This is a genomic window from Natronomonas sp. (genome assembly GCF_036625485.1).
Classification (GTDB): domain Archaea; phylum Halobacteriota; class Halobacteria; order Halobacteriales; family Haloarculaceae; genus Natronomonas.
The window spans coordinates 1-26,450 of sequence record NZ_JAZKTR010000014.1; the positions used below are offsets into that span (position 1 = coordinate 1).

A 26,450-nucleotide genomic window follows, 5' to 3' on the forward strand; every position below is an offset into this window, starting at 1 on the left:
CAGTTGCTCCGCGGGCTGCTGGAGGGCTGTGGGACGGTCTGTTTCAAGTCCTCCGACGGCACGGTCGGTATCTCTTTCGTCCACGACGACGAGGCGCTGCTGACCGAAATCCAGCGCCTGCTCGATGACCTGCCGGTCGAGGCGCCCTACGGCGACCTCTCGGAGACCTCGTCGGGCGGTTACTGGTTCGGCATCGACGACGCGGCTGCACCCGTCGTCGGCGAGTGGCTCTACGAGGGCAGCAGCGAGACGGGGCTGTTCGCGCCGAGTCGACGCCGGAAACTGAAAAAGAGCATCGAGCAGGCGGAGGCCTACTGATGTTGGACGCCGAGGCCGTCGTACTCGCCGGACACGGCTCTCGCCGCGAGAAGTCCAACGACCAGGTCCGGGAGTTGGCCGCCGACCTCGAGGGCCGCCTCGGACTGCCGGTCGACGCGGGCTTTCTGGAACTCGCCGAACCCTCCATCGAGGAGGCTATCGGCTCGCTGGCGCCGACCGTCTCGGACGTGACCCTCCTGCCGCTGTCGCTTTTCGCCGCCAGCCACGTGAAGGCGGACATCCCACTCATCGTCCAGCAGGCACGCGGCGATTACGATGTCTCGCTCCACAACGGGAAACACCTCGGCGTCCACCCCGAACTCGTCGAACTGCTGGACGACCGCGCTGCCGACGTCGAAGAGAGACTGGGGGTCGACCGAGAGGACGACGACGTGATGGTCGTCCTCTGTGCGCGGGGTTCCTCGGACCCCGACTCGAACGCCGACGTCCACAAACTCGCTCGCTTGCTCTACGAGGGCCGAGAGTTCGCGGGCGTGGAAGCGGCCTTCATCGGCGTCACCGAACCCCTGCTGGAAGAGCAACTCCACACCGTCGCCAAGCGCCGGCCCGACGCCGTCGTGGTCTTGCCGTACATGCTCGGGGACGGTGTCCTGACCCAGCGCATCCACGACCGGACCGAGGAGTTCGACGAGGACTACCCCTACGTCGACGCCGATTCGGGGGACCCGCTTGGGACCAACGGGCGCTTGCTCGACGTCCTCGCGGACCGCTTCGAGGAGGCCCGCACCGGCGACGTCTCGATGTCCTGTGACACCTGCAAGTACAAGGTCGAGATGAACGGCTTCGAGGAGGAATCGGGCGGTGCCCGCGCGATGTTGCGCGCGATGACCCATCAGGCGGCCCACGCCGACCGCTCCGACGTGGACGACGAACCCCACGTCCACGACGCGCCGGACAAACACGTCACGGTCTGTACGAACCGCACCTGTGCGGGCCAAGGCGCGGCGACCGTGCTGGAACGCCTCCGACAGGAAGCCCGCGACCGCGACCTCGACGTCCAGATCACGCGCTCGTCGTGTCTCGACCGCTGTGGCGAGGGGCCGAACGTCGCCGTCTACCCGGATGGCGTCTGGTATGGCTCCGTCGACCCCGAGGACAGCGACCGCATCGCCTCGTCGCTGGAACGCGACCGCATCGTCTCCGATCTGGTCGACCAGACCCTGTGACTACCCATGACCTGCCACGAAATCGAAGCGCTCCGACTCGGCCTGATGAACAGCCTCGGCATCAGCGACGATGCCGCGAAGAAACACGCCCGCGACGAACTGGGCGAGAACCCCGAACCCCACATCGAGGCCCTCGCCGAGGCAGACACGCTCGCCGACTGCAAGCGCCACCTCGACACCGCACTCGTCGAACTCGAAGAGGAAGTCGCGGCGGCCGATTCCGAGGCCGCCGACTACGACTACCTCCGGGGCCGTCTCGTCGCGGTTCGGGACGCCGAGGCCGCTATCGACCGCCTCCTGACGCAGGGCGAGGCGTTCCTCGACGACCTCGGCGAGGCCCACCACACGCTTCACGAGGTCTTCCCTGCGGATGAGTAAGATCGCCACCCGAATCCCACTCGGTGATCTTGACCCCTGCGGGTCCCGGCAGGCCGGCCGCCGCTCGGGGCTCGCGCTGACCGACGAGGGGCCGGCCGTCGGCCTCGCTGACGGGTCGGTTCGCGCGTTCGATTCAAAAGGGAACGAGCGGTGGAGCCTCAGCGGCGAGGGCAGCGCTATCACGCTCGTCCCGTTCGCCGACGGCGTTTTGGTCGGCGAGCGCTCCAAACGCGGCGGCATCCGGTTTATAAGTGATGGCGAGGAGCGGTGGCGCCACGACGCCGCCGACGTCATCGGCGACCCGGCCAAGGAGACGCGCTTTTTCCTCCCGATGGTCGTCGACGCCGCGGTGGCGGGCGACACCGCCTGCGTCGCCGCCCGCCGCTACGAGCGGCAGGATGGGGGGCGCCACTTCGAGAGTTCAGTCTACGCGCTTGCGCCCGACGGCAGCATCCGCTGGCGCTACGACGCCGACGCCTCGCCCATCTCGCTCGCGCCCTTTGGTGACGGCCTCGCCGTCGCCTACAACCGCTGTCCCGGTACTCACGACGGGGGACTCGTCGTCCTCGACAGCAACGGTGAGGAAGCCTGGACGTGGGACCCCGAGGGCGAAAGCGACGAGATGCTGCGCCGCGTCGGCGACGTCTCGGCGGCCGACGGGAGCCTCTTCGTCACGAGCCACGCCGACTATCGTGGCTACCGACTCACCGACGGCGCCGTCGACTGGCGTGTCGACCTCGGGACGCCCCGCTCGGAGGGCGACCGGGTCTACGCCTACCCGAACCACGTCCATGCCACCGAGTCGGGCGTCGTCTTCCTGACGGGCAATAGCTTTCCCGAAGAGGGCCGCGAAACCGACGAGCGACACCCGAACGAGCAGTCGGCCTTCGGCTACGCGCTCGACGGCGACCGGATGTGGCGGGCCGATACCGGCGGGTTCTCTCACGAAGTCGCGACCGACCGCGACCGATTGCTGGTGCCGGTCGCCCAGCATTTCCGTGATCGGGACCCCTCGGTCCACGGCTGGCATCTGCTCGACGTCTCGGAGGGCCGTGTCGACGGCGGCGACTGCGAGGGCGTCGTCACCGCCGCCGCGCTCGACGGCGACCGGCGCGCGTTCATCGAGGAACCGGTCCGGTATCACGACGACGGCACGGTGCTGGGCGAGTACGCTCTACGGCGACCCTGATACGACTCGATTTCTACGTTCTGCGGTTCAACTCCGCGCGACCGTCCGGCGGTGGAGCAACAGCGAGGACACCAGCGCTAGCGACGCCACGGCCGTCGCCAGTCCGAAGGCGACCTGATAGCCGAACTCGGTGTAGACGCGAGCGCCGCCGATGGTGTCGCCGGTCCAGTAGGCGTCGAGCACGTAGCCCATCAGCGTCGGCATGACGGCGGCGCCGGTGAATGCCATCGTGTTGATGGTGCCCGTCGAAACCCCGGACGCGGCCGCCTCGTGCCGTTCCTTGACGACGGCGTAGGTCAACGCGTAGGCACCGGCGAGGGCGCCCGACGCGAAGAGGACGGCGGCGACGACGGCCAGGGGTGGCGCGCCGATGATCGCCAGGAGGGCGAAGGCGCCGGTGTAGATGGCCATCCCGACGACGATGAGACGGGTGCGGCCGGCCGTGCTGGCACCGCCGTCGTCGGATTCCGCGAGCCGGTCGGAGATGGCACCGACCGTCGGCGGACCAACCAGCAGGCCGGCGCTCCCGAGCAGGGTGTACGTGGAGGCGGCCGTCACCGACAGGCCGTAGGTCTGGACGAGATACGGGATGCCCCACAACCCGACCACGGTGATGTTGACGCCGGTGCCGGCGAAGAGGACGGCCCCACAGAGCCACGTCTCACGCTCGGCGAGGACGGTTCTGGTGTTCGAGCCGATCGCCCGAAGCGAGGGAGCGCCCGGCGCTTCGGCCCCGGCCATCGGCTCGAAGCCGGCGGCGGTAGGGGTGTCACGTGCGATGAGGTAGGCCGTAACCGCGAGGCCGAGGCCGAGGACAGACATGCCCGCGAGGGCCGACCGCCAGCCGAGACTCGCGACGGCGAGGGCCAGCGGCGTCGTCGCGAGCACGCCCCCGAAACCGGAGACGGCGAGGGTGATGCCGCTCATCCGGGCGAACTCGGTCGGCCGGAACCAGTTGGCGCAGAATCGGAGGATGGCGATGAAGAGGACGCTCCCGCCGAACCCGACGAGTGCGCGGCCGGCAAAGGCCACGGCGTAGCTGTCGGCGCCGGCGAAGACGAACCCGCCGAGGCTCATGACGAGCGTCCCGCCGGTGACCGTCCGGCGGGCGCCGAGTCGGTCGGCGAAGACGCCCGCGGGCAGCTGCATCGCTGCGTAGACGTAGAAGAAGGAGGCATGGAGGGTGCCGAGTTGCGTGCCCGTCATCGAGAACGCGCGGGTCAGTTCGTCCGCGAGGACGGCCGTCGAAAGCCGGTAGACCGACACCAACGCGTACGTGGCCGCGAGCGCGAAGAAGGCCAGCCAGCGCCGGGTTTCGGGGTCGGTCCACAGCCGGCGGAGTCCGCGTGCTGTCACTACTGGCCGTCCGACCGGTCGACTCAAAGGCGTATCGAAGCCGGCTACCCGTGTTGTCGTTCTCCGGTTCGACGCGACGGGTAAAATCGGCAGAGGTAGCCGGTAACGCGGTGACAAATTCCGATAGGTCGTGAGAAAAAGGACAAGAGTTAATCGGGTCGCACTGCCTCTTCCTAGCGAGCATGACAAAGGTTAGCGTCATCGGCGCGGCGGGGACAGTCGGCGCGGCCGCGGGGTACAACCTCGCGCTGCGCGATATCGTCGACGAACTCGTATTCGTCGATATTCCGGACCAGCGAGAAACGACCATCGGACAGGCCGCCGACACCAACCACGGCATCGCCTACGACTCCAACACGACCGTCGTACAGGGCGACTACGAGGACACGGCCGGGTCGGACGTCGTCGTCATCACGGCGGGCATCCCGCGCCAGCCGGGCCAGACCCGCATCGACCTCGCGGGCGACAACGCGCCGATCATGGAGGATATCGGCTCGTCCATCGACGAACACAACGACGATTACGTCTCGATCACCACCTCGAACCCGGTCGACCTCCTGAACCGGCATCTCTACGAATCGGGCGACCGCGACCGCCACAAGGTCATCGGCTTCGGCGGCCGCCTCGATTCGGCGCGGTTCCGCTACGTCCTCTCCGAGCGCTTCGACGCCCCCGTCAAGAACGTCGACGCCACGATCCTCGGCGAGCACGGTGACGCACAGGTACCCGTCTTCTCGAAGGTCCGCGTCGACGGCACCGACCCCGAGTTCTCGGCGGACGAGAAAGAGGAGATCCTCGGCGACCTGCAGGAATCCGCGATGGACGTCATCGAGCGCAAGGGCGCGACCCAGTGGGGCCCCGCGACGGGCGTCGCCCACATGGTCGAGGCCGTCCTCAACGACACTGGCGAGGTGCTTCCGGGCTCGCTCGTGCTTGACGGCGAGTTCGGCTACGAGGACACCGCCTTCGGCGTGCCCGTCAAACTCGGTGCGAACGGCATCGAGGAGGTCGTCGAGTGGGACCTCGACGACTACGAAGAAGAACTGATGGACGAGGCTGCCGAGAAGCTCTCCGACCAGTACGACGAGATCGCCTGACGGTTCCTCGCCTACCCGTCTTTTTCGGGATTACAGGGGCCGTACTCCTCCGGTAGGTCGTCACCGATGAGCGATGCCCACTCATAGAGCCGCTGTCTATCGCGGCCGGTCGAGCGACTGTTCATGGTACTTCCTCACGCACAACACTCTACACGACCGGATAAAAGGGTTTTGTCAGGCCGCATTACTATCCCAATCGGGGAACCTACCACTTCAGGGATGCGAGGAGGTCACGGGCCGACACGTCGCTCGGCGATGACCCCCTCGGTGATGGGGTCGCGGCCGACCGAACGGCGGTCAGACGACCTGCTCGCCGTCGTCGTCGTAGATCTCGATGGCGTCGACCGGACACGCGCGGGCGGCGAACTTCGCGTCGAGTTCGGCGTCCTCCGGTACCTCCCGTTCGAAGATGCCGTCCTCGACCTCCTCGCCGTCTTCGAGGACGGCCTTCCCGGCGTCCTCGTCCTTTTTAAATGCGTCCCACTCGGCGACACACTGGAACATCCCGATGCAGGTATCACGGTCGTAACGAACTCGCATATCCGTGCTTGGGGGGACTCCCCCAAAGGCATAGCGGGAGCGGCCGCCGTGTCGACGGCCCCCATCGTCGGCAGCACAACTGTTTTTATACACACAGTGGTGTGTCCCTGTATGCCAGACGACACGACGCGCCGGGCGTTTCTCGGCGCGCTGCTGGGTGGGGGCGTCGGGGCGGCCGCGCTGTCGCCCGCCAGTGGGTTGCTCGACTCCTTCGCGCCGCTGAGCGGTCGAGCGTGGGAAAGCACGCGCGGGGAGGTCCCCGACACGGTTGCCAGCCAGTACGGGGAGGCGACGGTCACCTACGACGACTACCACGTCCCGCACGTCGAGGCCGACAGCGAGGCAGCCGCCTACTTCGCGGTCGGGTACGCTCAAGCGGCCGACCGCCTCTTCGGGATGGACCTCGTCCGGCGCCTGATGGACGGCCGCCTGTCGGCCGCGGTGGGCGAACAGACCGTCGAATCCGACATCTTCCATAGGAAGATGGACTTCCGGGGGGCCGCGGAAGCCTCCGCCGAGGCCCTCGAAGGCACCCGAACGGAGGCCATGACCGAAGCCTACGCCGACGGGGTCAACGCCTACATCGACGACGGCGCCGAACCGCTGGAGGCCGCGCTGGCGGGCTACGATATCGACGAGTGGTCGGTCGTCGATAGCCTACTCATCGGTACGCAGATTTCGTGGGGGCTGACCGGCAGTTTCGAGACGCTTCGACGCGCCGTTCTGCGCGAGCGCCTCGACGCCGACGACTACCGTCGGCTCTACGAGGCACCGTTCGACCACGGCGCGCCCATCATCCGCGAGGGAACCACCGGCGAGGTACAGGGCGTCGACGGGTTTCCTGCGAGTCCGGCCGCCGAGCGGGTCGACGCCTCGTTCGTCGATTGGCTGGCCGACCACGAACCGCCGGCGTGGTGGGGGTCGAACCACTGGGCGGTCGGCGGCGACCACACGGAAAGCGGGTCACCGATTCTCGCCTACGACCCCCACTTGACGCTCATGGTACCGCCCGTCTGGTACGAACAGCGGATCACGATTCACGACGAGGACGTCGACGTTCGCGGCGCCGGATTCCCGGGCGTTCCCTTCGTCATCGTCGGCGAGAACCAACACGGCGCGTGGGGCTTCACCAACGTCGGCGCGGACGTGGTCGACCACTACACCTACGAGACCGACGGCGACCAGTACCGCTACGACGGCGAGTGGCGCGACTTCGAAACCGAGACCCGCATGGTCGAGGTGTCGGGCGGCGAGGACCGCGAAATCGAGGTCCGAAAGACCGTTCACGGTGCCTTTATCGACCGCGAGATCGACGGCGAGACGCGACACGTCGGCGTCGCCTGGACCGGCATGTCCGGGACCCGCGAATCCGAGGCCATCTACGAGTTCAGCAAGACCGAGGGCGTCGACGACTATCGGGAGGCCCTGCAGAAGATGGACGTGCCGACCCAGAACGCCCTCTACGTCGACGACGAGCAGATCTACTACAAGGTGACGGGGAAGATGCCGATTCGCCGCGAGGACGGCGAGGTCATCGACGGCAACCGGGTCTTCGACGGCTCGGCAGGCGAAGGTGGATGGGACGGCTTCGAGGCGTTCGGCCAAAGCGACTGGGAGGGTGGCGACTTCATCCCCTTCGAGGAGAAACCCGGCGTGATCGACCCCGACTACATCGGCACCGCGAACCAGCGTGTCGTCGACGACCCGTCCTACCCCATCGGCTTCGAGTACGCATCCGGATTCCGCGGGATGCGCGTCTACGAGCGATTGGACGACCGCATCGAGAGCGGCGAACCGGTCGACGCCGACTTCATGGCGTCGGTCCAGCGGGATACCCTCGACATCCGGGCCCGGAAACTGGTGCCCGCGATTCTCGACGCTCGCGACCGCATCGATGGCGCCGACCAGTGGCTCGACGCCCTGACCGACTGGGACTACCGCATGGAGCGGGATTCGGCGGCCGCTCTCGCCTTCCATCGCTTCTACGATGCCTTCCGCGAGGCGACGTGGGGCGACGACTTCGAGGAACTGGACCTCGACGACGGCTGGTGGCCACAGGAGTGGGTCCTCACCGAACTGCCACCCGACGACGACTTCTTCGACGGCGACCGCGCGGCCGTCATCGCCGAGTCGATGGTGACGGCCGTCGAGGAGATCGAAGCCGAGGGCTGGTCGGTCTACGGCGACTACCACCGGACCACCATCGACCACCAGTTCAGCGGGCAGGTGCCGTCGCTGAACTATCCGCGGTATCCGACCGACGGCAGCGGTTTCACGCTGTTCAACACCCGCGACGGCCTCTCGGCCGGCAGCAGTTGGCGACAGATCTCCTCGGTCGGCGAGCCCTCGCGGTCGATACTCCCCGGCGGCCAGAGCGGGTCCGTCTTCTCCGACCACTACGACGACCAGCTCCGGATGTGGGCCGACGGCGAATACAAGGAGATGGCCTTCGAGACGCCGGATGACGGCGATACCATCGAGTTCGGGGGTGACGAGGAATGAGCGACGACCCGACTGCTGAGGAGACGCGCGCCGACCCCGTCCGCCCCGCCTTCCTGACGACGGTCCGGACCGAGCCACGGAAGCGATACGCGGCCCTCGCGGTCGCCCTCGTCGTCGGACTCGCCGTGGCGTGGGTCCACTGGCTCGGCCTCGTCGTCGCCGGCGCGCTCGTCGGGCTGGTGAGCCGGACGGTCCCGCGTGCCGCCGCCGCCGGCCTCGGGGTCGGCGTCGCCGCGCTGGCGCTTACCGTCCTCGCGAGTCCGACCATGGGCCCCGGCGAGTTCCTCGCGCTGACGCCGCCCACCTACGTCGCTATCGGGGGTGGCCTCGTTGCGCCGGCGTTGGGGTCGTTGATTCGGGGCGTCATCTGAGGTAGCCCGCCCATCGACTCGAATTCTACACCCCGTTTATCGTCCGCCATCGCGTACATGCAACCATGACCATCGACGAACTCACCGAACACGGAGTCGAGCGGATGGACGATACCGAGATCCGAACGTTCCTCGCCGAGCAGGGTGTCGGCGTTCTCGGGATTCCAACACAGGAGTTGCCGTACATGCTGCCGCTCTCCTACGGATTTGACGGCGAGGAGAACCTCTATTTCACCTACGTCGTCGGCGAGACGAGCCAGAAGACGCTGCTGAGCGACGAGCAGTCGGCCGCCCGGTTCCTCGTCTTCGAGGCCCCCTCGGAGACGGAGTGGGCCAGCGTCAGCCTCGACGGGACGCTCACCCGGGTGCCGGACCACGAGGTGGATTCGCTGGGCGACTCCCTCGAGGCGAACCTCCGACCGGACGCACTCAGAGACGCCCTCGAATCCGAAGACGCGCGGGTGTATCGCTTCTGGATACAGAACATGACGGGTATCAGAAACCCCCACTCCGACTGACGGGCATCCGAAACCTCCACCCACCTGGGCGCCGAGTAGCGCGCTTGCTCCCGGTCCCCGCCGAAATCGAGGGGGACCTCGTCGACCGATGGAGAGGGGCCGATACGACGATTTAAAAGCGACGACGCACTACCCGACGGTAATGGACGTTGCCGAGGTCTCCGGCGTGCCGCAATGGTTCGCCGACCACCTCCGTGAGGAGGGCATCGAGTCGCTGTACCCGCCGCAGGCCGAAGCCGTCGAGGCGGGCGTCACCGAAGGCGACAGCCTCGTCGCCTCGATTCCGACCGCCAGCGGCAAGACCCTCATCGCCCAGTTGGCGATGCTGTCGGCCGTACGGCGCGGCGGCAAGGCCCTCTACATCGTACCCCTGCGCGCCCTCGCAAGCGAGAAGCGCGAGGAGTTCTCCGCCTTCGAGGAGTTCGGCGTCGAGATCGGCGTCTCGACCGGCAACTACGAGGACACCGGCGAATGGCTCGCCGAGAAGGACATCATCGTCGCCACCAGCGAGAAGGTCGACTCGCTGGTGCGGAACGGCGCGCCGTGGATCGACGACCTCGACTGTGTGGTCAGCGACGAGGTCCACCTCGTCGACGACCCCCAGCGCGGCCCGACGCTGGAGGTCACGCTGGCGAAACTCCGCCGTGTGAACCCGAACCTGCAGGTCGTCGCGCTGTCGGCGACGGTCGGCAACGCCGACGAGATGGCCGAATGGCTGGACGCCGACCTCGTCGATGCCGACTGGCGGCCCATCGAACTGAAGAAGGGGGTTCACTACGGGCAGGCGTTGCACTTCGGCGACGGCTCCCAACGGGAGTTACGCGTCAAATCCAGCGAGAAGCCGACCGCCGCCATCGTCCGGAATACGCTCGCGGACGAGGGGTCGACGCTGGTGTTCGTCAACTCCCGGCGGAACGCTGAGGGGGCGGCCAAACGGCTGGCCAACACCACCCGCGACCAACTCGAACCCGAAGAACGCCAGCGTCTCGCCGAACTGGCCGAGGAGTTGCGGGGCGTCTCCGATACCGAGACGAGCGACGACCTGGCCGACTGCGTCGAGAAGGGCGCCGCCTTCCACCACGCCGGGTGTGCCTCCGAACACCGCTCCATCGTCGAGGACGCCTTCCGCGAACGCCTCATCAAGTGCGTCTGTGCGACGCCGACGCTGGCGGCCGGAGTCAACACGCCCTCCCGGCGCGTCGTCGTCCGCGACTGGCGGCGCTACTCGGGCGAGGCCGGCGGTATGCAACCGCTGTCGGTGCTGGAGGTCCACCAGATGATGGGCCGGGCGGGCCGGCCGGGGCGGGACCCCTACGGCGAAGCCCTCCTGCTCGCGAACAGTCACGACGAACTCGACGAACTGCTGGACCGCTACGTCTGGGCGGACCCGGAGCCTGTCGAGTCGAAACTGGCTCGGGAGCCATCGATGCGGACCCATCTGCTGGCGACCGTGGCCTCCGGCTTTGCGGATTCCCGAGAGGCCCTCCTGGAGTTCCTCGACCAGACGCTGTATGCCACCCAGTACGGTCAGGAGGACGCCGAACTGGAGCGTATCGTCGATTCGACGCTCGAATACCTCGAACGGAACGGCTTCATCGAACAGGACGACCGCATCGAGGCGACCAACCTCGGCCACACCGTCTCACGACTCTACCTCGACCCGATGAGCGCCGCGACGATCCTCGACGGTCTGAAGGACGCCTCGGACCCGACGGCGCTGGGCCTGTATCACCTCGTCTCACGGACCCCCGACATGTACGAACTCTACCTCCGGTCGGGCGACCGCGAGGAGTACACGATGCTGGCCTACGAGCGCGAATCGGAGTTCTGCGGCGAGATGCCCAGCGAGTTCGAGGAGGGCCGCTTCGAGGACTGGCTGTCGGCACTCAAGACCGCCCGAATGCTCGAAGACTGGGCCGGCGAGGTCGACGAGGACGAGATCGCCGAACGCTACGGCGTCGGGCCGGGCGACATCCGCGGCAAGGTCGACACCGCCGAATGGCTGCTGGGCGCCGCCGAATCGCTGGCGAGCGAACTCGGCCTCGAAACCGTCCCTGCCGTTCGGGAGGCCCGCAAGCGCGTCCAGCACGGCGTTGGCGAGGAGTTGATCGACCTCGCGGGGGTTCGCGGCGTCGGCCGCAAGCGCGCCCGCCGGCTGTTCGACGCCGGCATCGAGACCCGCGCGGACCTCCGGGAAGCCGACAAATCGGTCGTTCTCGGGGCGCTGAAGGGACGGGAGAAGACCGCCCAGAACGTGCTGGAGGCCGCCGGCCACCAGTCCCCGGAGATGGACGGCGTGACGCCGGACGCAGAGGCGACACCCGACGACGCGGACGAGGGAACAGCCGACGACGGAGAGGGACAGGCCAGTCTCGGTGATTTCTGATGAAACTGCTCGAAGGCACCGTCGAAATCGGCGGCGAGGCGTTCCCGGACGTGGAGACGTTCGTCGCGGCACTGGACGAAATCGGCGACGAAAACGACGTCACGGTGCAGGCCTTCGATAGTCGATATATCGTCTCCCGTCGGCATCTGGAACGCGCGGTGGAGTTGGCCGACCGCGAGCAGGACCGGGGCGAGGCCATCGCCCGCGACCGGGGCGTCGAGATCATGCTGTATGCGGCCGGACGGCGGCAGATTCAGCGCGCGCTGGAACTCGGCATCGGCGAGGGCGACACCGACGCGGTCGTGCTGGTCGATGGCGACGGCGACGAGGACGCGGCCGCCGATGCGGTCGAAGACCTACTCGAACCGACCTCGACCCTCGGCGACTACGACGAAACGGCAGTGCGGGAGTTCTACGACATCGGCGCCGCGGAACTGGGCGCGACCGAGCGCGGCATCGAGGACCTCGTTCTCGAACGGGTCGCTCTGCTGATCGTCGAACGGTAGTCCGGCGTCTCGACCTGCCCACAGTCTTTTGATGATTCCAAGCGAACTTCCGCTACTGAGCAACACATGACCGACGAAGGAGACCCACAGCGGACGGCACGTGAAGAACAGCGCGAGCGGGCCGAAATCGTCGAGAACATCCTCCGGGAAGTCAACCCGCACCTCGACGAGGAGTCCTATCCGGTGAGTCGGGAGGAGTTGTCGGCTCGCTACGGCGAGACGGCCGTCGAACTGCCGAACGAGACGGAATCCCTCGGCGACGTCTTCGACCGCCTGACCGATCAGGGGTACGAGACCCCGCGGGAGGCGAAGGAGGCGGTCATCGGCGAGGTGACGGGCAATGCCATCGACCCCGGCGAGTACAACCTCGAACGGGACCTCGAACCCGACGAGGCGGGCAATCTCGGGTCGACGGAGGACCGACTGGAGGCCCACGGGAAATCGTCCGTCGAGACCGAACCACGGAACGACCCGGAAGCCATCCCCGACGAAACCGAGGAGGCACCGGAGGGCGTCTACGAGGGCGCCGAGTCAGTCGAGGACGTCGACCGCGAAGAGGAAGACGAGGAAAGCGAGGACATCACCGACGAGCGTCCGTAGGCCTATTCGATCAGAACGGTCGCTTCGCCGCGGATGACCGTCTCGCCACCGGCTTCCGCGGTCGTGTCGAACCGATAGCGGTCGCCGCCCAACGCCTCGACGACTTCGATCTCGGCGGAGACGTGGTCGTCGGGGCGGACCGGCGCGCGGAACTCCAGGTCCTGTGAGAGGTAGACGGCGGTCCCGGGCAGGCGGGCGACAGCGGAGCTTATCAGGCCGGCAGTGAGGATACCGTGAGCGATGCGACCGCCGAACCGAGTTTCGCCGGCAACCTCGTCGTCGAGGTGGAGCGGGTTGGTATCGCCGGAGGCGAGCGCGAACCGCTCGAGGTCCTCGTCGGAAAGGGTCTTGGCGAACCGGATGCTGTCGCCGACGGCGAGGGGTGCGTCGTCGGTGCCGTCGATGTCGATCTCTACGTCCCATTCCGGCAGGTCCGCACCGGGGTCGATTTCGGGCATATCACTGCCTACGGCGGGCCCTCCCTAAACCGTGGTGTCGAGTGGCAGGAATCCAACACCATTGGCTGCCCTCTGGTGGTATCTCCCGGAACCCTTATTGGCGGGAAAAGCGACGTTTTCGACATCAGATGACCGACAACGACGACGATAACAACCAGAGCATCATGCGCCCGCCGAACCTGCTGAAGGCGCTGGCGGACGCCTCCGAACAGGCGACGAAACCGCAGCAGGAGGCGCTCCAGCAGTTGCTCACCGGTGCGACGGGTACCACGACGAGCGCGACCACGGATCTGGGGAACCTCTCGGAGCAACTCGGCACGATGAGCCAGATGGCGACGTTCAAGACCCGCGTCCAGAGCGGCGGCCGTATCTCCATCCCGGACGCCGAACGCGAGGCCCTCGACATCGAGGACGGCGATATCGTCCAGACGGTCGTGGTGCCGGTCAAGCGGAAGCGCGACGAGGACGACGAGTAGAAAACGGCGCGTTTCGGCGGCCCTTTCATACGGGTTATTGTAGTCTTTTACCGGTCATCGCCGACCCGCACTGCCGATGACCGGTAAACCGTTACAATAAGCCGTATCAGATCGCCGGCTGAGTGTGGCCGGCCGTCGCGGTGGCGTTCATCGGGGAATCAGCCGTTACCGTGGCGTTTTCGGGGCCGTCGGCGCTCGCGGACTGTCCGTCGGCGGCGGCCGGTTGGGCCGGAACCGACGACGAGGACAGCTCCGAGAAGAACAGGCGGACGTTTCCGAGGTAGGGTACCTTCACTTCAGCGGTGCCGATGACCCACTCGGGTTTGACCGGCGCGGACAGCGCGCTGTTGGGTCCTCGGTGCTGGTCGTAGGCCGGATTGGCGTCGCCGAGGGTGATGAAGCCGGCGTGGGGCGCCGGACAGTGGTTCAGTTGCTCGCAGTTCGAGGCGCTGCCCATGTAGGCGGGGTTGGCGCGGTCGTACCAGTTCTCGCCGTCCTCGACCCACAGCACGGCCCGGTGGATGACCGGTGTCAGATCACGTCTCCCGTCCCGTTGGAAGACGATGACGTCGCCGTAGCCGTTGAACTTCGTGTAGCCGGCCTCGGCCGCCCGGTCGGCGGGTAGAACCCCCGTCGATTGGCCGTCGTGGACCGGCGCGTTATCGGGGATAAAGCGGTCGTCGTCGACGACGAAGACGAGATCGCCGCGTTCCATGTTCGGTTCCATGCTCCCGGATTCGACGGCGACCATCGGCGGCCAGATGCCGCTGATGGCGAACAGTAACAGGCCGATTATCAGCACCGCGGTGACGCTCGTGGTCACGTCCCGAAGGTAGATGACCCAGCCCCGGTCGGTCGTCCAGAACCACTTGAGCCAGCCGACGACGCCGGACGGGGTCTCCTCATCCCCGTCGGTTCGGCCGTCCGAACGCTCCCAGGTACCTCCTGCCTCGTCGGGAGCGTCGGTGCCCGACACGTCGGACGGCCCGTCACGCCGACGGTCACCGTCCTCTGAATCCGTCATTGCCACGCCGTAGCGTCCCGGCGGGTTTGAACGTTCTGGGTCCGCTATCCTTTTGGCCGGTGGCGGCGACGTCCCCGACGTGCCTCAAGCGGAGCCGGCTCGCATCGCACGGGAACTGGCGAGCCACGGCTACACCGCCGACCGGGAAGCGATCACGCTCCTCGCAAGCGCCGAGAGCCCCGAACAGGCGCTTCTCGTTGCCGTCGAGGCGACCCCCGACGACGCCCTGAAACTCACCGCGGCCGACGTCAAGGACGCCCTCGACGGCGAACCGCGCGGTCGCCGGGACCAGATATCGACCGACGACGACGCCGCTGCCGCGCCAGCGGAAGCGGGGGCGGACGGCGGCGCAGTCGCCGACTCCCCACCATCCCCCGACCCCTCTGTTTCAACTGGAACCGGGTCAACTGAATCAGGAAACGTGGCGGCCTCATCTCCAGTCGAAACGAAGGGGTCTTCGGGCGGTCGGGACGTCGACCCTTCGAAACGCGACCTCGATATCGCCAACGACATGACCGGCCACTCGACCGGGACCGGCGAGTACGACGACTTCGTCGCCACGTTCCGGGACCGATACGAACGCCTCGCCGGGAAACTCCGCGGTCGGGTCAACCACCGCAACGCCTCCCAACTGGAGGCCAGCCCCGGCGGCGGCGACGCCGGCATGGTCGGCATGGTCTCCGATATCCGCTCGACGGCCTCCGGCCACTGGCTCATCGAACTGGAGGACACCACCGGCGTCTACCCCTGTCTCGTGATGAAGGACAAGGCCATTGCCGGCCTCGTCGACGAACTCCTCTACGACGAGGTCATCGCCGTCGACGGAACGCTCTCCGACGACGGCTCCATCATGTTCGTCGACGACCTCTACTTCCCGGATATCCCACGGACCTACGAGCCCTCGACGGCCGACCGCAACGTCCAAGCCGCGCTCATCAGCGACGTCCACGTCGGCAGCCAGGAGTTCATGGCCGACGCGTGGACTCGCTTTACCGACTGGCTCCACACGCCCGAAGCCGAACGTATCGAGTACCTCCTCATCGCCGGCGACATGGTCGAGGGCGTCGGTGTCTATCCCGACCAGGACGAGGAACTCGACATCGTCGACATCTTCGACCAGTACGAGGCCTTCTCGGAGTACCTCAAGGAGGTCCCCGGAGACATGGAGATCGTCATGATCCCCGGCAACCACGACGCCGTCCGCCTCGCGGAGCCGCAACCGGGTTTCGACGAGGAGTTGCGCGATATCATGACCGCCCACGACGCCCGTATCGTCTCGAACCCCGCCGTCGTCACGCTCGAAGGCGTCTCCATCCTGATGTACCACGGCGTCTCGCTGGACGAGATCATCGCCGAACTCCCCGAGGAGAAGGCCAACTACGAGAACCCCCATAAGGCGATGTACCAGCTCCTCAAGAAGCGCCACGTCGCCCCGCAGTTCGGCGCTCACACCCGCCTCGCGCCCGAGGAGAAGGACTACCTCGTCATGGACGAGGTGCCCGACATCTTCCATACCGGCCACGTCCACAAACTCGGCTGGGGCAAATACCGGAACGTCCTCGCAGTCAACTCCGGCTGCTGGCAGGCCCAGACCGACTTCCAGAAATCCGTCAACATCGACCCCGACGCCGGCTTCGCGCCCGTCGTGGACCTCGATACGCTGGATATGACGGTCCATAAATTCAGTTAGCCACTTTTTGCACGTTCCGGCGGTTCGCGGCGCTTCGGCCGCGAACCCGCCTCCGCGACGAAAACGTGGGGAAAATATGCGCGCTGCGTGGCGGCTTCGCCGTGGTCCGAGAGAGCGTAGCTCTTTCGTCATCACGAAAGGCGCTTCGCGCCTTTCGAACGACCACGTCCATTCGGTTGCGGGCGGAGCCCGCAACCCGCTCCTTTCGGCGGCCTTCGGCCGCCTCCAGTCCGTGCGCGCTACGCTGGCTCCCCTCGGCTCACGGCTCACTTCGTTCGCCGTTCACCTTTTCGAGACGCGACCGAAGGGAGCGTCTCGCTACCGGTCGCCAGCGGGAACCGCCTCGGGGGCGCTTTTCAAGCGCCCCACTCGGCGGATGCTAGCTCTTGGTCTTTGCTTCGATATCTACGCCGACAGACCTCAGTCCCTGTTCTGCGCGCTCGCCTCGGCCTGCGGCAGCCAGTCGATGAACGTTCCTTCGATGAGCGTGTCGGCCTGTTTGTCGATGTATTCGGCCTGCATCCCCCAGACGGCCTGCCCGAAGGGTTCACCGCGGCCGACCGCCTCGGCGACCAGTCGGTGCTTCCAACTCGCGGGCGTCACCCGGCGGTCGACCCGCTCGCGGAGCGGCTGGATGTAGCGGTTGGCCTCCTCGGCGTCCAGCCCGCGCAGTTCGAGGCCGTCGCGGGCGATCTCGAACAGTTCGGCGTAGATCTCCTCGGTGTCGGTCGTCTCCTCGCCGGCGGCAGTGATCCACCGGAACTCGGCATCGAGGCCGTCCCGGACCGCCGCATAGAAGTTCTCCTCGGCGGCCTCCCACGGCAGGTCGTAAAGCGGGTGCTCGCGGCGCGGCAGGCTCTCGAGCAGCCCCGCGAACACCGCCAGCAGAGCGACGGTATCGCGGACCGTCGGCTGGCCCGGCAGGGGGCGAAACTCGATGCGTGCGTTGGCGCTCTTCCGCGTCGGCCCGTCGAAGACCGGCCGGACCCACCGCCAGAAGGTGCCGTGTTTGTGCCGGAAGTGGGCGAACTGGTCGTCGAAACGATGGCCCGTCTCCATCACGGTGGGCACGACCGTCTCGTCGTCGGCGATGCGCTGGAGGGCCTCGTCGACGTCCTCGATGTCCTCCGGGAACGTCACCTTCTCGCTGTCGACGGGGTTGAGCACCGACTCGAAGACCGGGACGCGGTTCTCCATCCACGTCTCCTCGAGGATGGCCTCGGGGTCCGAATCGTACAGGTCCGGCGGGAAGAACGGGCTGTTGACCGCGACGCCGAGCAGGGGGCCGGCGATGCGGAGCGCATACCGGAACCGCTCGGGCAGGTCGTGGGCGTGAGCCATCTGGTAGTGGGGCTGGATCGAGGTGATGAGGCTCTCGGGCATCACCGTATCCGCCGACAGCGAGACGTGCGGCGCGTCGAGCTGGAGTTCCGCGGCGTACTCCGTGTTCGCCATCGCGTGATACCGCGTGGAGGCCGACATATTGGTCGCCATCCGGATGCCGTCTTCCTCGATGCTGTCGGTCAGGTAGTCGCTGGCCGTCTCGCCGATGGGCGGCACCGTCCACATCCCGTCGCTGACTAAGGCGATGCCCTCGCGTTTGACCTCGGTCTGAGCGGCGTCGAGCTTGGCCTGCACCTCCGCTTCCTGTGCGCGGAGGCCGTACCGCGACAGCGGTTGGGGCGCCGTCGACAGTTCGGCGTTGTGGAGGCCGAGTTCCTTCTCGAAGCCGATGTACTCCAGCAGTCGCCGGGGGACGCGCATGAGGGCGTCCGTCTCGTCGTCGACGGCGTAGAACTCGTATTCCAGCCCGACGATGGCCTGCGGGTTGTCGAAGGTGCCATCCTCGATCTCCTCGCGCAACGCCTCGACCTCGTCGTCGACCCGCGACGCGAACTCCTCGCTGTCGACCTCGAGGGCCGCCCTGACCTGCGCCGCGAGTTCTGAGGCAGACATGTCGCCTTCTGGGTTCGGCTAGGGTTTGAAACGTGTGGCTTCCGCGAGCCCTCGCGGCCGCCGTCGATTCATGATTCCCCGGCGGCCGGCGACGGCCGCTCGTATGCGAACGCCAGCAACGCCGCGGTCTCCCGGTCGACGTTGATGACCTCACCGAGGCCCTCCATGGTGACGATGACACGCTCGTCGGCGACGAACGCCGAGGCAGGGCGGCCGTCCTCGACCGTCACGGCCTCCTCGCGTGTCAGCGCCCGGACGAGCGCCCGGACCGCCGTTTCGAGGTGGTCAGCGCGGTTGTCCGGGTGGACGTAGGTGAGGTCGGCGTCCGTGAGGTCGTCCATGTAGTCGCTGGCCTCCGGCGGCGGCCCGTGTTCGGCCGAGGCCTCGCTTGTCGCCCCCGCCAGTTTATCCGCGAGATACCGGTCGGCCCAGTCGCGCCCCGACGCGCCGGTGTCTGTCATATGTTGACGTACGCGGGACGGGGCCATCAATCCCGGCCCCGTCTCGACCGGTCGGCGGGCAAGGGCCTTGTCGCCCGAGTCCCAAGGGCCACCGTGACCGAGACGACCGACGAACTGGTCGACTACTGCAAGACGCAGGCGGGCCTGCTGTCGGGCCGCGCCGAAACCATCGGCGCGGAGGCCGACGAGCTACTGGACGAGATCGACGAGGACATCGAGACCCTCCGGGAGCGCCTCGAAGAGACGCCCGAGGATATCGGCGACATCGAAACGGAGGGTGAATCACTCGAAGAGAAGCAGGCCATCGTCGAGGCCAAGCGAGCGCGCATGTCCGCCTTCCAGGACCTCGCGGCGGACTACCTCGAACTCGCGGCGGACATCCGCGAGGCCGACCCCGAAACCGCGCTCGCTCGCATCGTCGACTTCGAATCCGAACACGACGCCCCCGCCTACTTCGACGAGCGAACGACGATGCTCGAGGTCGTCGCCGAGGAATCGTAAGTCAGTATTCCGAAACACCGGCCGCCAGCCGGTCCAGCCCCGCTTCCAGACGGTCCATCGAGTTGGCGAAGGAGAGCCGTAACCGGCCCTCGCCCGCCTCGCCGAACCCGCTTCCGGGCGCGAGGACGACGCCGTGTTCTTTTAAAAGATATTTCGCGAACGGTAGCGCCTCGGCGTCGGCATCGTAGTCGAGAAACGCGTAGAAGGCCCCTTCGGGCCGGGGCGCCGACACGCCATCCATCGCGTCGAGGCGGTCGACGACGTAATCGCGCCGGCGCTCGAAGGCCTCGTACATCTCCTCGAAGGGTTCCTGCGGTCCGGTCAGCGCCGCGATGGCGGCGTGCTGTGAGATGCTCGATGCACAGGCCGTCGTCGATTCGCGGACCTTGGTCGCCTCGTCGATGACCGACCGGTCGCCGGCCAGCCAGCCGAGTCGCCACCCCGTCATCGCGTAGGTCTTCGAACACGACCCGACGGTCAGCACGTGGTCGGGATGGCCCGAAAGCGCCGCGACGCCGCGGGGTTCCCGGTCGTAGGTCAACCCCGCGTACACCTCGTCGGCGATGACGTAGGTGTCGTAGTCCGCGGCCGCCTCGACGACCGCCCGAATCGGCTCCGGGTCGAAGACCCGCCCCGTGGGATTCGAGGGCGTCGTCAGAATCACGGCGCCCGTCTCCGGGCCCATCGCTTCGATGAGGCGGTCGGCATTCAGGTCATATCTCTCCTCGACGGGCATCGGCACCTCGACGGGTTCGCCTTCAGCGAGGAATGCCTGCGTCTCGTAGTTCGGCCACGACGGCCCGGGATACAGCAACTCCTCGCCCGGTCCGACCGTCGCCAGCACCGCCAGATGGAGTGCCTCCATCCCGCCGACCGTCACGACGATCTCGTCGATGTCGTGTTCGACGCCGTAGTCGCTGGCCATCGCGTCGCTGATCGCCCGGCGGCACTCCGGCAGTCCCGCGTTCGACGTGTAGTGGGTCGCGCCCTCGCGGGCCGCCGATGCGGCCGCTTCGATGACGTGGTCCGGCGTGTCGAAATCCGGTTCGCCGACTTCGAGGCGGACCAGATCACGGTCGACGGACTCCGCGAGGTCGAACATCACACGGATCTGCGAGCGGTTCGCTCGCTGGACCCGCACCGTTGGTTCGTGCATGGCCGGGGTTACGACCGGTGGGGGTAAGGCTACTCGGATACGCGCGTGGGGCGGTGGTCCCGACACAATACATAAGGGACTGTGTCAGGATATCGCAGACGACCATGATGGATGTACAGTTAACACTTGACACGATACTCGACCGAGCGGTCGATATGTTTCCCGACCGAGAACTGGTGACGAAACTGCCCGACGGGAGCGTCCATCGATACACGTACGCCGACGCCCACGACCGGATCTGCCAGCTCGCGGGCGCCCTCGACGAGTTCGGCCTCGACGACGGCGACCGTGTCGGCGTCGTGGCGACGAACCACTATCGACACTTCGAACTCTACTTCGGGCCGGCGTGTTCGGGGCGGTCGATTCACATGTGCAACATGCGGCTGCCCGACCACCATTTCGTCCACACGGTCGACGATGCCGAAGACCGGATCATCTTCGTCGACCCGGGGCTCATCGAGAAGGTCGAAGCGACGGCCGCCGACCTCGACACCGTCGAACAGTACGTCGTCCTCGACGACGAGGTGCCGGAGACGAGCCTTGACCCGGTCACGGACTACGAGTCGTTCATCGAAGGCCACCCGACGGCCTACGAGTGGCCGGACCTCGACGAGGACGCGGAGTACGGTATGTGCCACACCTCGGGGACGACGGGCCTCCCGAAGGGCGTTCCCTACTCCCATCGGGCGATGTACCTGCACAGCCTCATGTGCGGGCACGTCGACGCCAACGGCATCGGCGAGCGCGACGTCGTCCTCCCGGTCGTCCCGATGTTCCACGCCAACGGCTGGGGCCTCCCCTACGCCGCGACGTTCGTGGGCGCAAAGCAGGTCTTCCCCTCGGTCCACACCGACCCCGAGTCCATCGCCCGCCTGATAGCCGACGAGGAGGTGACCATCTCGGCGGCGGTCCCGACCATCTGGCTGGAGATGGCCGAGTTCCTCGACGAGAACCCCGAGGTCGACATCTCTAACATCGATCGGCTGACGGTCGGCGGGTCGGCACCGCCGGAGTCGCTCATCCGGAAGTACGACGAGGAGTACGACGCACCCATCATCCAGGGATGGGGGATGACCGAGACCTCGCCGCTGGGTACCCTCAGCACGCTCCGGAAGGAGGCCGCGGACCTGCCGCCCGACGAACAGTACGCGTATCGCGCGAAGGCGGGCCTGCCCGTCCCCGGCATGGAAACCCGCGTCGTCGACGACGACGGAGAGGAAGTCCCTCACGACGGGGAGACGATGGGCGAACTCCAGGTTCGAAGCCCGTGGGTGACCGACCACTACCACGGCCGCCCCGAGGAGAACGAGCAAAGTTTCACCGACGACGGCTACCTGCGAACCGGCGATATCGCCACCCGAGACGAGATGGGTTACATCGACGTGGTCGACCGCGACAAGGACGTCATCAAATCCGGCGGGGAGTGGATCTCGTCGGTACAACTCGAGAACGACCTCATCGCCCACGAGGACGTCAGCGAGGCATCGGTCATCGCGGTCGACCACGAGCGCTGGCAGGAACGACCGATGGCCGTCGTGGTTCCGAAGGGGGACGCCGACCTCACCGAGGACGACCTCGACGACCATCTCGCCGAGACGTTCCCCTCGTGGTGGCTCCCCGACGTCTACGAGTTCGTCGACGAGATTCCGAAGACCTCGACCGGGAAGTTCGACAAGAAGACGCTCCGCGAGCGGTTCGACGTGGTCCTCGAAGCCGACGAGGGGGCCCAGCAGTAGTCGAGGGGGCGAGGTTGCCGGCGGCAATGCCGCGGTTCCGGGAAGCGAGTTTTTAACCCGGATACCGGGGATTGTGACCTATGAGCACAGAGTCTCTGAAATCGGCGTCCGAGGCGTCCCTCGAGATTCCACAGGACGTGACGAAGTCCGTTCGTGACATCGTCGATACGGTCCGGGAGCGCGGTGACGAAGGGGTTCGCGAACTCACAGAAAAGTTCGACGGCGTCGAACGCGAGGCCCTCCGGGTCAGCGACGACGAGATCGACGCGGCCGCGGAGTCGCTCACGGACGCGGAGCGGCGAGCCATCGACAACACCATCGAGAACGTCCGCGAGTTCCATGAAGCGCAGTTCTCGAACCTCGACGGCTTCGAGCGGGAGTTCGGAGAGGGCATCACTCTCGGGACGCGACTGGTGCCGGTCGAACGCGCCGGCGTGTACGTCCCCGGCGGCCGGAAACCGCTCGTCGCGGCGCCGGCGATGACTATCGTCCCGGCGACCGTCGTCGGCGTGGACACCGTCGTCGCGTGTGCGCCCCCCCAGTCCGACGGCTCCGTGCAGGCCGCCCAACTGTACGCGATGGACCAGGCTGGCGCCGACGAGATCTACGTTGCCGGCGGGGCACAGGCCATCGCCTCGATGGCCTACGGGACCGAAACGATCCCCAGCGTCGACGAGATAACCGGGCCGGGCAACGTCTACGTCATCGAGGCCAAGCGGCAGGTGTTCGGCCACGTCGGCATCGACTTCCTCGCAGGGCCCACGGAGGTGTTGATCATCGCCGACGGGACGGCCGACCCCGCGCTCGTCGCGACGGACCTGCTCGCACAGGCCGAACACGATCCGCGCTCGCGGGCCATCCTCGTCGCGACGGATCGGGATATCGCCGAGGCGACCGTCGACGAACTCCACGCACAACTCCCGGCCCTCGACACCGAGGAGGTCGCAGGGGAATGCTGGGAGGAAAACGGCGAGGTCGTCCTCGCCGACGACCTCGATTCGGCCGCATCCGTCGCCAACGACTACGCCCCGGAACACCTGCAGGTGATGACCGACGACCCGCGGGGGCTCCTCGAGGACCTCCACAACTACGGGTCGCTGTTCCTCGGCCACCACGCGCCGGTCGTCTTCGGCGACAAGGCCGTCGGGACGAACCACACCCTCCCGACGCTGGAGGTCGCCAAATACAGCGGCGGCATCAACGTCACGACCTACCTGAAGGTGTTGACCCATCAGGAACTGACCGCGGAGGGGGCGGACGATATCGCACCGTGGGCCGCGAAGATCTGCGAGATCGAGGGCACCCATGCCCACCAGATATCCGCCGAGAAACGCATCCGGTCGGAGGCGTCCCGAGACCTCGCTCGTGACCTCGACCTCGAATCAGGTGGCGGCGTCGACCTCGCAGAGGACAGGGGGGAAGAACGATGACGCTCGAAGACACCACCGCCTTCGTAACCGGTGCGAGTCAGGGTCTCGGCCGGGCTATCGCGCTGCAACTCGCCGACGAGGGGGCCAACGTCGCGCTCGCGGCCCGAGGTGACGGCATCCACGATACTGCCGCCGAATTCGACGACGAATCCCGCGCCTTGCCCGTCGAAACCGACGTGACCGACGAGGAGTCGGTCAAGGCGGCCATCGACGAGACCGTCGAGGAGTTCGGCGGCCTCGACTGTCTCGTGAACAACGCGGGTATCGCCGGTCCGACGGCCCCCGTCGAGGACGTCTCCGTCGACGAGTGGGAACACACGATGGACGTCAACGTGACGGGCATCCTCCGCTGTGTCAAGCACGCGTCGCCCCACCTCCGAGAAAGCGACCGCGGTAGCGTCGTCAACATCTCCTCTATCACCGGCAAACGGCCGCTGGAAGGTCGGACCCCATACGCGGCCTCGAAGATGGCCGTCATCGGCGTCACTCGAACGCTCGCGTTCGAACTCGGCGAGGACGACGTGACCGTCAACGCCATCTGTCCGGGCGGGGTCCGTGGGGACCGCATCGACCGCGTCATCGAAAAGCAGGCCGAACAGCGGGGGCTCTCCTTCGAGGAGGCCAAACGGGAGGCCCTGACCGGCGACACTGCCCTCGGGCGCCTGACCGAACCCGAAGACGTCGCCGAGATGGTCGCCTATCTCGCGGGCGACAAGGCGCGTAACGTGACCGCCCAGGACATCAACGTCGACGCCGGCACCATCTGGTACTGATACGGATTATTGTAGTCCGTTACCGGTCATCGCCGACCCCTACTGGCGATGACCGGTAAATCGTTACAATAATCCGTATGAGCGTGGGTCACGATTCCGGCCCCAGACAGTAGGCGTGGCCGGGGGTTTCGACGACCGTCTCACTGTCGTCGCTCCAGTACCCCGAGAGGTCGGCACGTTCGGCGTAGTAGATCCGCCCGTCGTGGGGAACCGCCTCGCTGGTCACGTGGCCGTTGTTCGGGACGCGCCAGCGAACGGCGCCGGTGTCCTTCTTCAGTGCGTAGAGGTGCGTATCGTAGGAGCCGACCAGCACGCTCTCGGAAGTGACCGATAGCGACCCGATGACGTGGCCGCCGACGTTTCTCGACCACAACTCCTCGCCGGTCTCCGTATCCAGCGCGTGGACGTGGCGGTCGTCGCTGCCCACGTAGACGACCCCGGAATCGGGGTCGATGCCCGGGTTCGACATGATGATATCCCCGGTCTCGAAGGACCACTCCTGGCTGCCGTCTTCGAGGTTCAGACAGTAGAAATAGCCGTCCCACGACCCGACGAAGGCCTTGCCCTCGTAGGTCGGAATCGTCCCCTTGATCTCGGCGCCCGTCTGGAACTCCCAGGCGAAATCCAGCGAGGGAAACTCCCAGCAGTAGCAGACGCCGTCGTTCGACCCGGTGATGATACGCTCGGTCGCGGGGTCGATGGCAAAGGAGGGGTGCGGCATCCCCCACAGGCGGTCGTCGTGCCACAGCGGTCGCCCCGTCTCGGCGTCCAGCGCCCACGCCGTCCCGGAGGGCTCCTGCCAGGGGTAGTTGTACTCGGCGACGACGTAGATGACGCCGTCCCAGTAGACCGGGCTAGAGCCGATGGCGATGGCGCCGCGGAGCCGCCAGTTGGAGGTCTTCCAGACCCGCTCGCCCGTCGCCACGTCGAAGGCGTACATCGCGCCATCGTAGCCGCTTATGTAGGCCGTTCCGTCGACGATGAGCGGCGTCCCGTGGATGCCGAGACTCCTCGCCGCGCCGGTCTCGACGGTCCACAGTTGCTCGCCGTCGGGCCGCACCGCGTGGACCTTTCCGGTATCGGACGGGATGATCAGCGTCTCACCGTCCGGCGTCGGTCGTGGACTCGCTTTCGCGGCCGTGTGGCCGATCTCGTTTATCGGCATCGACCACTCCTTCTCGACGGATTCGGGGACGACCGCATCGGGATAGTAGCCGAGCCGTCTCGTGCCCTCTCGGAACATCGTCACCCCGTCGTCGTCGGGATACGTCTCGTCGTAGGGCAGCGATTTCGGGTCGAAGTCGTCCTGCGTTCGGTCGTAACCACGGCCGGGCAGGCTGGTACACCCGGCGAGACCGACGGTCGCCGCGAGGCCGACACCCTGCAGCAGTCGGCGTCTGCTGGTCCTGCGACCCGTTCGTTCGTCGTCGTTCGACCCGGACATTGACCGGTCGTACAGACGCGGCGGATATATGTATCGTGGTCGAACCGGCAGCGCTCGGTCAGCGGATAACTGTGACCGGAACCGGAATCCGATCGACGACCCGCTCGGCGACGCTCCCGACGAAGAAGCGCTCGATGAGGTCTCGGCTGTGACTCCCGATGACGACGTGGTCGACGTCGTGTTCCTCCACGTAGTCGAGGACTACCTTCGACGGCCGGCCCCGCTCGATGGCCGTCGAGATCGACCTGTCGAACTCTTCTGCCAGTCCTTCGGCGTTTTCGAGAATCTCCTCGCCTTCGGCCTCGCGTTGCTCGTATACCTCGCTGAGTTTCGCCCCCACGAACGTCTCGGGCTGATAGGTGACGCTCGTGTCCACGACGAAAAGCGCCGTGATGTC

The 26,450-nt window shown here is 66.8% G+C and carries 25 protein-coding genes and 1 pseudogene; 17 read left to right on the forward strand and 9 right to left on the reverse strand.

Annotated elements, in window-relative coordinates:
- The 4 genes and pseudogenes from V5A53_RS02765 to V5A53_RS02780 form a co-directional block, all read left to right on the forward strand.
- A pseudogene (locus V5A53_RS02765) lies at nt 1–318 on the forward strand (cobalamin biosynthesis protein); the annotation flags it as partial.
- Nucleotides 318–1,505: a CbiX/SirB N-terminal domain-containing protein gene (locus V5A53_RS02770; protein WP_332312038.1), complete on the forward strand. Its 1,188-nt coding sequence runs from the start codon at nt 318–320 to the stop codon at nt 1,503–1,505. The pseudogene V5A53_RS02765 and the gene V5A53_RS02770, both read left to right, overlap by 1 nt.
- Nucleotides 1,506–1,511: 6 nt before the next feature.
- On the forward strand, nt 1,512–1,883 hold the full coding sequence (locus tag V5A53_RS02775; protein WP_332312039.1) for a DUF3209 family protein: 372 nt from the start codon (nt 1,512–1,514) through the stop codon (nt 1,881–1,883).
- A complete protein-coding gene (locus tag V5A53_RS02780; RefSeq protein ID WP_332312040.1) occupies nt 1,876–3,072 on the forward strand; it encodes an outer membrane protein assembly factor BamB family protein in 1,197 nt (398 codons plus the stop codon). Before V5A53_RS02775 ends, V5A53_RS02780 begins: the two co-directional genes overlap by 8 nt.
- Nucleotides 3,073–3,099: 27 nt before the next feature.
- On the opposite strand, the gene V5A53_RS02785 is transcribed toward V5A53_RS02780, so the two are convergent.
- The gene (locus V5A53_RS02785; RefSeq protein ID WP_332312041.1) at nt 3,100–4,428 is read right to left on the reverse strand and encodes an MFS transporter; all 1,329 of its coding nucleotides are present in this window, start codon (nt 4,426–4,428) and stop codon (nt 3,100–3,102) included.
- Nucleotides 4,429–4,610: 182 nt separating this feature from the next.
- On the opposite strand from V5A53_RS02785, the gene mdh reads away from it, so the two are divergent.
- Entirely contained in the window at nt 4,611–5,525 is a 915-nt protein-coding gene (gene mdh / locus V5A53_RS02790) for a malate dehydrogenase (protein ID WP_332312042.1), read from the forward strand.
- Nucleotides 5,526–5,822: 297 nt separating this feature from the next.
- Here the strand turns inward: mdh and V5A53_RS02795 are convergent, their stop codons facing one another.
- Nucleotides 5,823–6,065, reverse strand: coding sequence for a ferredoxin (locus V5A53_RS02795; protein ID WP_332312043.1), 243 nt, complete (start codon nt 6,063–6,065; stop codon nt 5,823–5,825).
- A gap of 111 nt (nt 6,066–6,176) precedes the next feature.
- Here V5A53_RS02795 and V5A53_RS02800 point away from each other — a divergent pair, with 111 nt between their 5' ends.
- The 6 genes from V5A53_RS02800 to V5A53_RS02825 all read left to right on the forward strand — a co-directional run bounded on the left by V5A53_RS02800 (nt 6,177) and on the right by V5A53_RS02825 (nt 12,948).
- Entirely contained in the window at nt 6,177–8,567 is a 2,391-nt protein-coding gene (locus V5A53_RS02800; protein WP_332312045.1) for a penicillin acylase family protein, read from the forward strand.
- Nucleotides 8,564–8,938 carry a hypothetical protein gene (locus V5A53_RS02805; protein WP_332312046.1) on the forward strand — a complete coding sequence of 125 codons (375 nt, stop codon included), beginning with the start codon at nt 8,564–8,566 and terminating at the stop codon, nt 8,936–8,938. The genes V5A53_RS02800 and V5A53_RS02805 overlap by 4 nt, the downstream gene beginning before the upstream one ends.
- Before the next feature lie 65 nt (nt 8,939–9,003).
- On the forward strand, nt 9,004–9,456 hold the full coding sequence (locus V5A53_RS02810; RefSeq protein WP_332312047.1) for a pyridoxamine 5'-phosphate oxidase family protein: 453 nt from the start codon (nt 9,004–9,006) through the stop codon (nt 9,454–9,456).
- A gap of 142 nt (nt 9,457–9,598) precedes the next feature.
- Nucleotides 9,599–11,842 (forward strand): ATP-dependent DNA helicase, encoded by a 2,244-nt coding sequence (locus tag V5A53_RS02815; RefSeq protein ID WP_332312048.1) that lies wholly within the window; start codon nt 9,599–9,601, stop codon nt 11,840–11,842.
- A complete protein-coding gene (cgi121, locus tag V5A53_RS02820; RefSeq protein WP_332312049.1) occupies nt 11,842–12,348 on the forward strand; it encodes a KEOPS complex subunit Cgi121 in 507 nt (168 codons plus the stop codon). The genes V5A53_RS02815 and cgi121 overlap by 1 nt, the downstream gene beginning before the upstream one ends.
- Nucleotides 12,349–12,414: 66 nt before the next feature.
- Nucleotides 12,415–12,948 (forward strand): DUF5789 family protein, encoded by a 534-nt coding sequence (locus V5A53_RS02825; RefSeq protein WP_332312050.1) that lies wholly within the window; start codon nt 12,415–12,417, stop codon nt 12,946–12,948.
- A gap of 2 nt (nt 12,949–12,950) precedes the next feature.
- Here V5A53_RS02825 and V5A53_RS02830 read toward each other — a convergent pair whose 3' ends face one another.
- A complete protein-coding gene (locus tag V5A53_RS02830) occupies nt 12,951–13,406 on the reverse strand; it encodes a MaoC family dehydratase (protein ID WP_332312051.1) in 456 nt (151 codons plus the stop codon).
- Nucleotides 13,407–13,534: 128 nt separating this feature from the next.
- Between V5A53_RS02830 and V5A53_RS02835 the strand changes: the two genes are divergently transcribed.
- Entirely contained in the window at nt 13,535–13,882 is a 348-nt protein-coding gene (locus tag V5A53_RS02835; protein ID WP_442928593.1) for an AbrB/MazE/SpoVT family DNA-binding domain-containing protein, read from the forward strand.
- 106 nt (nt 13,883–13,988) lie between these two features.
- Here V5A53_RS02835 and V5A53_RS02840 read toward each other — a convergent pair whose 3' ends face one another.
- Nucleotides 13,989–14,906: a S26 family signal peptidase gene (locus tag V5A53_RS02840; RefSeq protein WP_332312052.1), complete on the reverse strand. Its 918-nt coding sequence runs from the start codon at nt 14,904–14,906 to the stop codon at nt 13,989–13,991.
- Between the two features lie 79 nt (nt 14,907–14,985).
- Between V5A53_RS02840 and V5A53_RS02845 the strand changes: the two genes are divergently transcribed.
- Nucleotides 14,986–16,596: a DNA-directed DNA polymerase II small subunit gene (locus V5A53_RS02845; RefSeq protein ID WP_332312053.1), complete on the forward strand. Its 1,611-nt coding sequence runs from the start codon at nt 14,986–14,988 to the stop codon at nt 16,594–16,596.
- 420 nt (nt 16,597–17,016) lie between these two features.
- Here V5A53_RS02845 and V5A53_RS02850 read toward each other — a convergent pair whose 3' ends face one another.
- Nucleotides 17,017–18,552, reverse strand: coding sequence for a hypothetical protein (locus V5A53_RS02850; RefSeq protein WP_332312054.1), 1,536 nt, complete (start codon nt 18,550–18,552; stop codon nt 17,017–17,019).
- A 68-nt stretch (nt 18,553–18,620) separates the two neighbouring features.
- Nucleotides 18,621–19,013 carry a hypothetical protein gene (locus V5A53_RS02855; RefSeq protein WP_332312055.1) on the reverse strand — a complete coding sequence of 131 codons (393 nt, stop codon included), beginning with the start codon at nt 19,011–19,013 and terminating at the stop codon, nt 18,621–18,623.
- A 93-nt stretch (nt 19,014–19,106) separates the two neighbouring features.
- On the opposite strand from V5A53_RS02855, the gene V5A53_RS02860 reads away from it, so the two are divergent.
- Complete coding sequence (locus tag V5A53_RS02860; RefSeq protein WP_332312056.1) at nt 19,107–19,514, forward strand: hypothetical protein; 408 nt, start codon at nt 19,107–19,109, stop codon at nt 19,512–19,514.
- Between the two features lies 1 nt (nt 19,515).
- On the opposite strand, the gene V5A53_RS02865 is transcribed toward V5A53_RS02860, so the two are convergent.
- Complete coding sequence (locus V5A53_RS02865) at nt 19,516–20,670, reverse strand: pyridoxal phosphate-dependent aminotransferase (RefSeq protein ID WP_332312057.1); 1,155 nt, start codon at nt 20,668–20,670, stop codon at nt 19,516–19,518.
- A 107-nt stretch (nt 20,671–20,777) separates the two neighbouring features.
- On the opposite strand from V5A53_RS02865, the gene V5A53_RS02870 reads away from it, so the two are divergent.
- From V5A53_RS02870 to V5A53_RS02880, 3 genes are all read left to right on the forward strand, one after another.
- Nucleotides 20,778–22,406, forward strand: a complete 1,629-nt coding sequence (locus V5A53_RS02870) for a long-chain fatty acid--CoA ligase (protein ID WP_332312063.1) — start codon at nt 20,778–20,780, stop codon at nt 22,404–22,406.
- An 80-nt stretch (nt 22,407–22,486) separates the two neighbouring features.
- Complete coding sequence (gene hisD, locus V5A53_RS02875; protein ID WP_332312058.1) at nt 22,487–23,836, forward strand: histidinol dehydrogenase; 1,350 nt, start codon at nt 22,487–22,489, stop codon at nt 23,834–23,836.
- Nucleotides 23,833–24,609, forward strand: a complete 777-nt coding sequence (locus V5A53_RS02880) for an SDR family NAD(P)-dependent oxidoreductase (RefSeq protein WP_332312059.1) — start codon at nt 23,833–23,835, stop codon at nt 24,607–24,609. The genes hisD and V5A53_RS02880 overlap by 4 nt, the downstream gene beginning before the upstream one ends.
- Nucleotides 24,610–24,697: 88 nt before the next feature.
- Here the strand turns inward: V5A53_RS02880 and V5A53_RS02885 are convergent, their stop codons facing one another.
- Together V5A53_RS02885 and V5A53_RS02890 are read right to left on the reverse strand one after the other, a co-directional pair.
- Complete coding sequence (locus V5A53_RS02885) at nt 24,698–26,053, reverse strand: outer membrane protein assembly factor BamB family protein (RefSeq protein ID WP_332312060.1); 1,356 nt, start codon at nt 26,051–26,053, stop codon at nt 24,698–24,700.
- Nucleotides 26,054–26,111: 58 nt separating this feature from the next.
- The coding region (locus tag V5A53_RS02890) for a universal stress protein (protein WP_332312061.1) at nt 26,112–26,450 on the reverse strand (339 nt) is incomplete at its 5' end.

What these genes read in the sequence shown, in the direction of transcription:
- V5A53_RS02770 (WP_332312038.1), top strand. Translation starts at nt 318, where the DNA reads ATGTTGGACGCCGAGGCCGTCGTACTCGCCGGACACGGCTCTCGCCGC.
- V5A53_RS02775 (WP_332312039.1), top strand. Translation starts at nt 1,512, where the DNA reads ATGACCTGCCACGAAATCGAAGCGCTCCGACTCGGCCTGATGAACAGC.
- V5A53_RS02780 (WP_332312040.1), top strand. Translation starts at nt 1,876, where the DNA reads ATGAGTAAGATCGCCACCCGAATCCCACTCGGTGATCTTGACCCCTGC.
- mdh (WP_332312042.1), top strand. Translation starts at nt 4,611, where the DNA reads ATGACAAAGGTTAGCGTCATCGGCGCGGCGGGGACAGTCGGCGCGGCC.
- V5A53_RS02795 (WP_332312043.1), bottom strand. Translation starts at nt 6,065, where the DNA reads ATGCGAGTTCGTTACGACCGTGATACCTGCATCGGGATGTTCCAGTGT.
- V5A53_RS02800 (WP_332312045.1), top strand. Translation starts at nt 6,177, where the DNA reads ATGCCAGACGACACGACGCGCCGGGCGTTTCTCGGCGCGCTGCTGGGT.
- V5A53_RS02805 (WP_332312046.1), top strand. Translation starts at nt 8,564, where the DNA reads ATGAGCGACGACCCGACTGCTGAGGAGACGCGCGCCGACCCCGTCCGC.
- V5A53_RS02810 (WP_332312047.1), top strand. Translation starts at nt 9,004, where the DNA reads ATGACCATCGACGAACTCACCGAACACGGAGTCGAGCGGATGGACGAT.
- V5A53_RS02815 (WP_332312048.1), top strand. Translation starts at nt 9,599, where the DNA reads ATGGACGTTGCCGAGGTCTCCGGCGTGCCGCAATGGTTCGCCGACCAC.
- cgi121 (WP_332312049.1), top strand. Translation starts at nt 11,842, where the DNA reads ATGAAACTGCTCGAAGGCACCGTCGAAATCGGCGGCGAGGCGTTCCCG.
- V5A53_RS02825 (WP_332312050.1), top strand. Translation starts at nt 12,415, where the DNA reads ATGACCGACGAAGGAGACCCACAGCGGACGGCACGTGAAGAACAGCGC.
- V5A53_RS02830 (WP_332312051.1), bottom strand. Translation starts at nt 13,406, where the DNA reads ATGCCCGAAATCGACCCCGGTGCGGACCTGCCGGAATGGGACGTAGAG.
- V5A53_RS02835 (WP_442928593.1), top strand. Translation starts at nt 13,535, where the DNA reads ATGACCGACAACGACGACGATAACAACCAGAGCATCATGCGCCCGCCG.
- V5A53_RS02840 (WP_332312052.1), bottom strand. Translation starts at nt 14,906, where the DNA reads ATGACGGATTCAGAGGACGGTGACCGTCGGCGTGACGGGCCGTCCGAC.
- V5A53_RS02850 (WP_332312054.1), bottom strand. Translation starts at nt 18,552, where the DNA reads ATGTCTGCCTCAGAACTCGCGGCGCAGGTCAGGGCGGCCCTCGAGGTC.
- V5A53_RS02855 (WP_332312055.1), bottom strand. Translation starts at nt 19,013, where the DNA reads ATGACAGACACCGGCGCGTCGGGGCGCGACTGGGCCGACCGGTATCTC.
- V5A53_RS02865 (WP_332312057.1), bottom strand. Translation starts at nt 20,670, where the DNA reads ATGCACGAACCAACGGTGCGGGTCCAGCGAGCGAACCGCTCGCAGATC.
- V5A53_RS02870 (WP_332312063.1), top strand. Translation starts at nt 20,778, where the DNA reads ATGGATGTACAGTTAACACTTGACACGATACTCGACCGAGCGGTCGAT.
- hisD (WP_332312058.1), top strand. Translation starts at nt 22,487, where the DNA reads ATGAGCACAGAGTCTCTGAAATCGGCGTCCGAGGCGTCCCTCGAGATT.
- V5A53_RS02880 (WP_332312059.1), top strand. Translation starts at nt 23,833, where the DNA reads ATGACGCTCGAAGACACCACCGCCTTCGTAACCGGTGCGAGTCAGGGT.
- V5A53_RS02885 (WP_332312060.1), bottom strand. Translation starts at nt 26,053, where the DNA reads ATGTCCGGGTCGAACGACGACGAACGAACGGGTCGCAGGACCAGCAGA.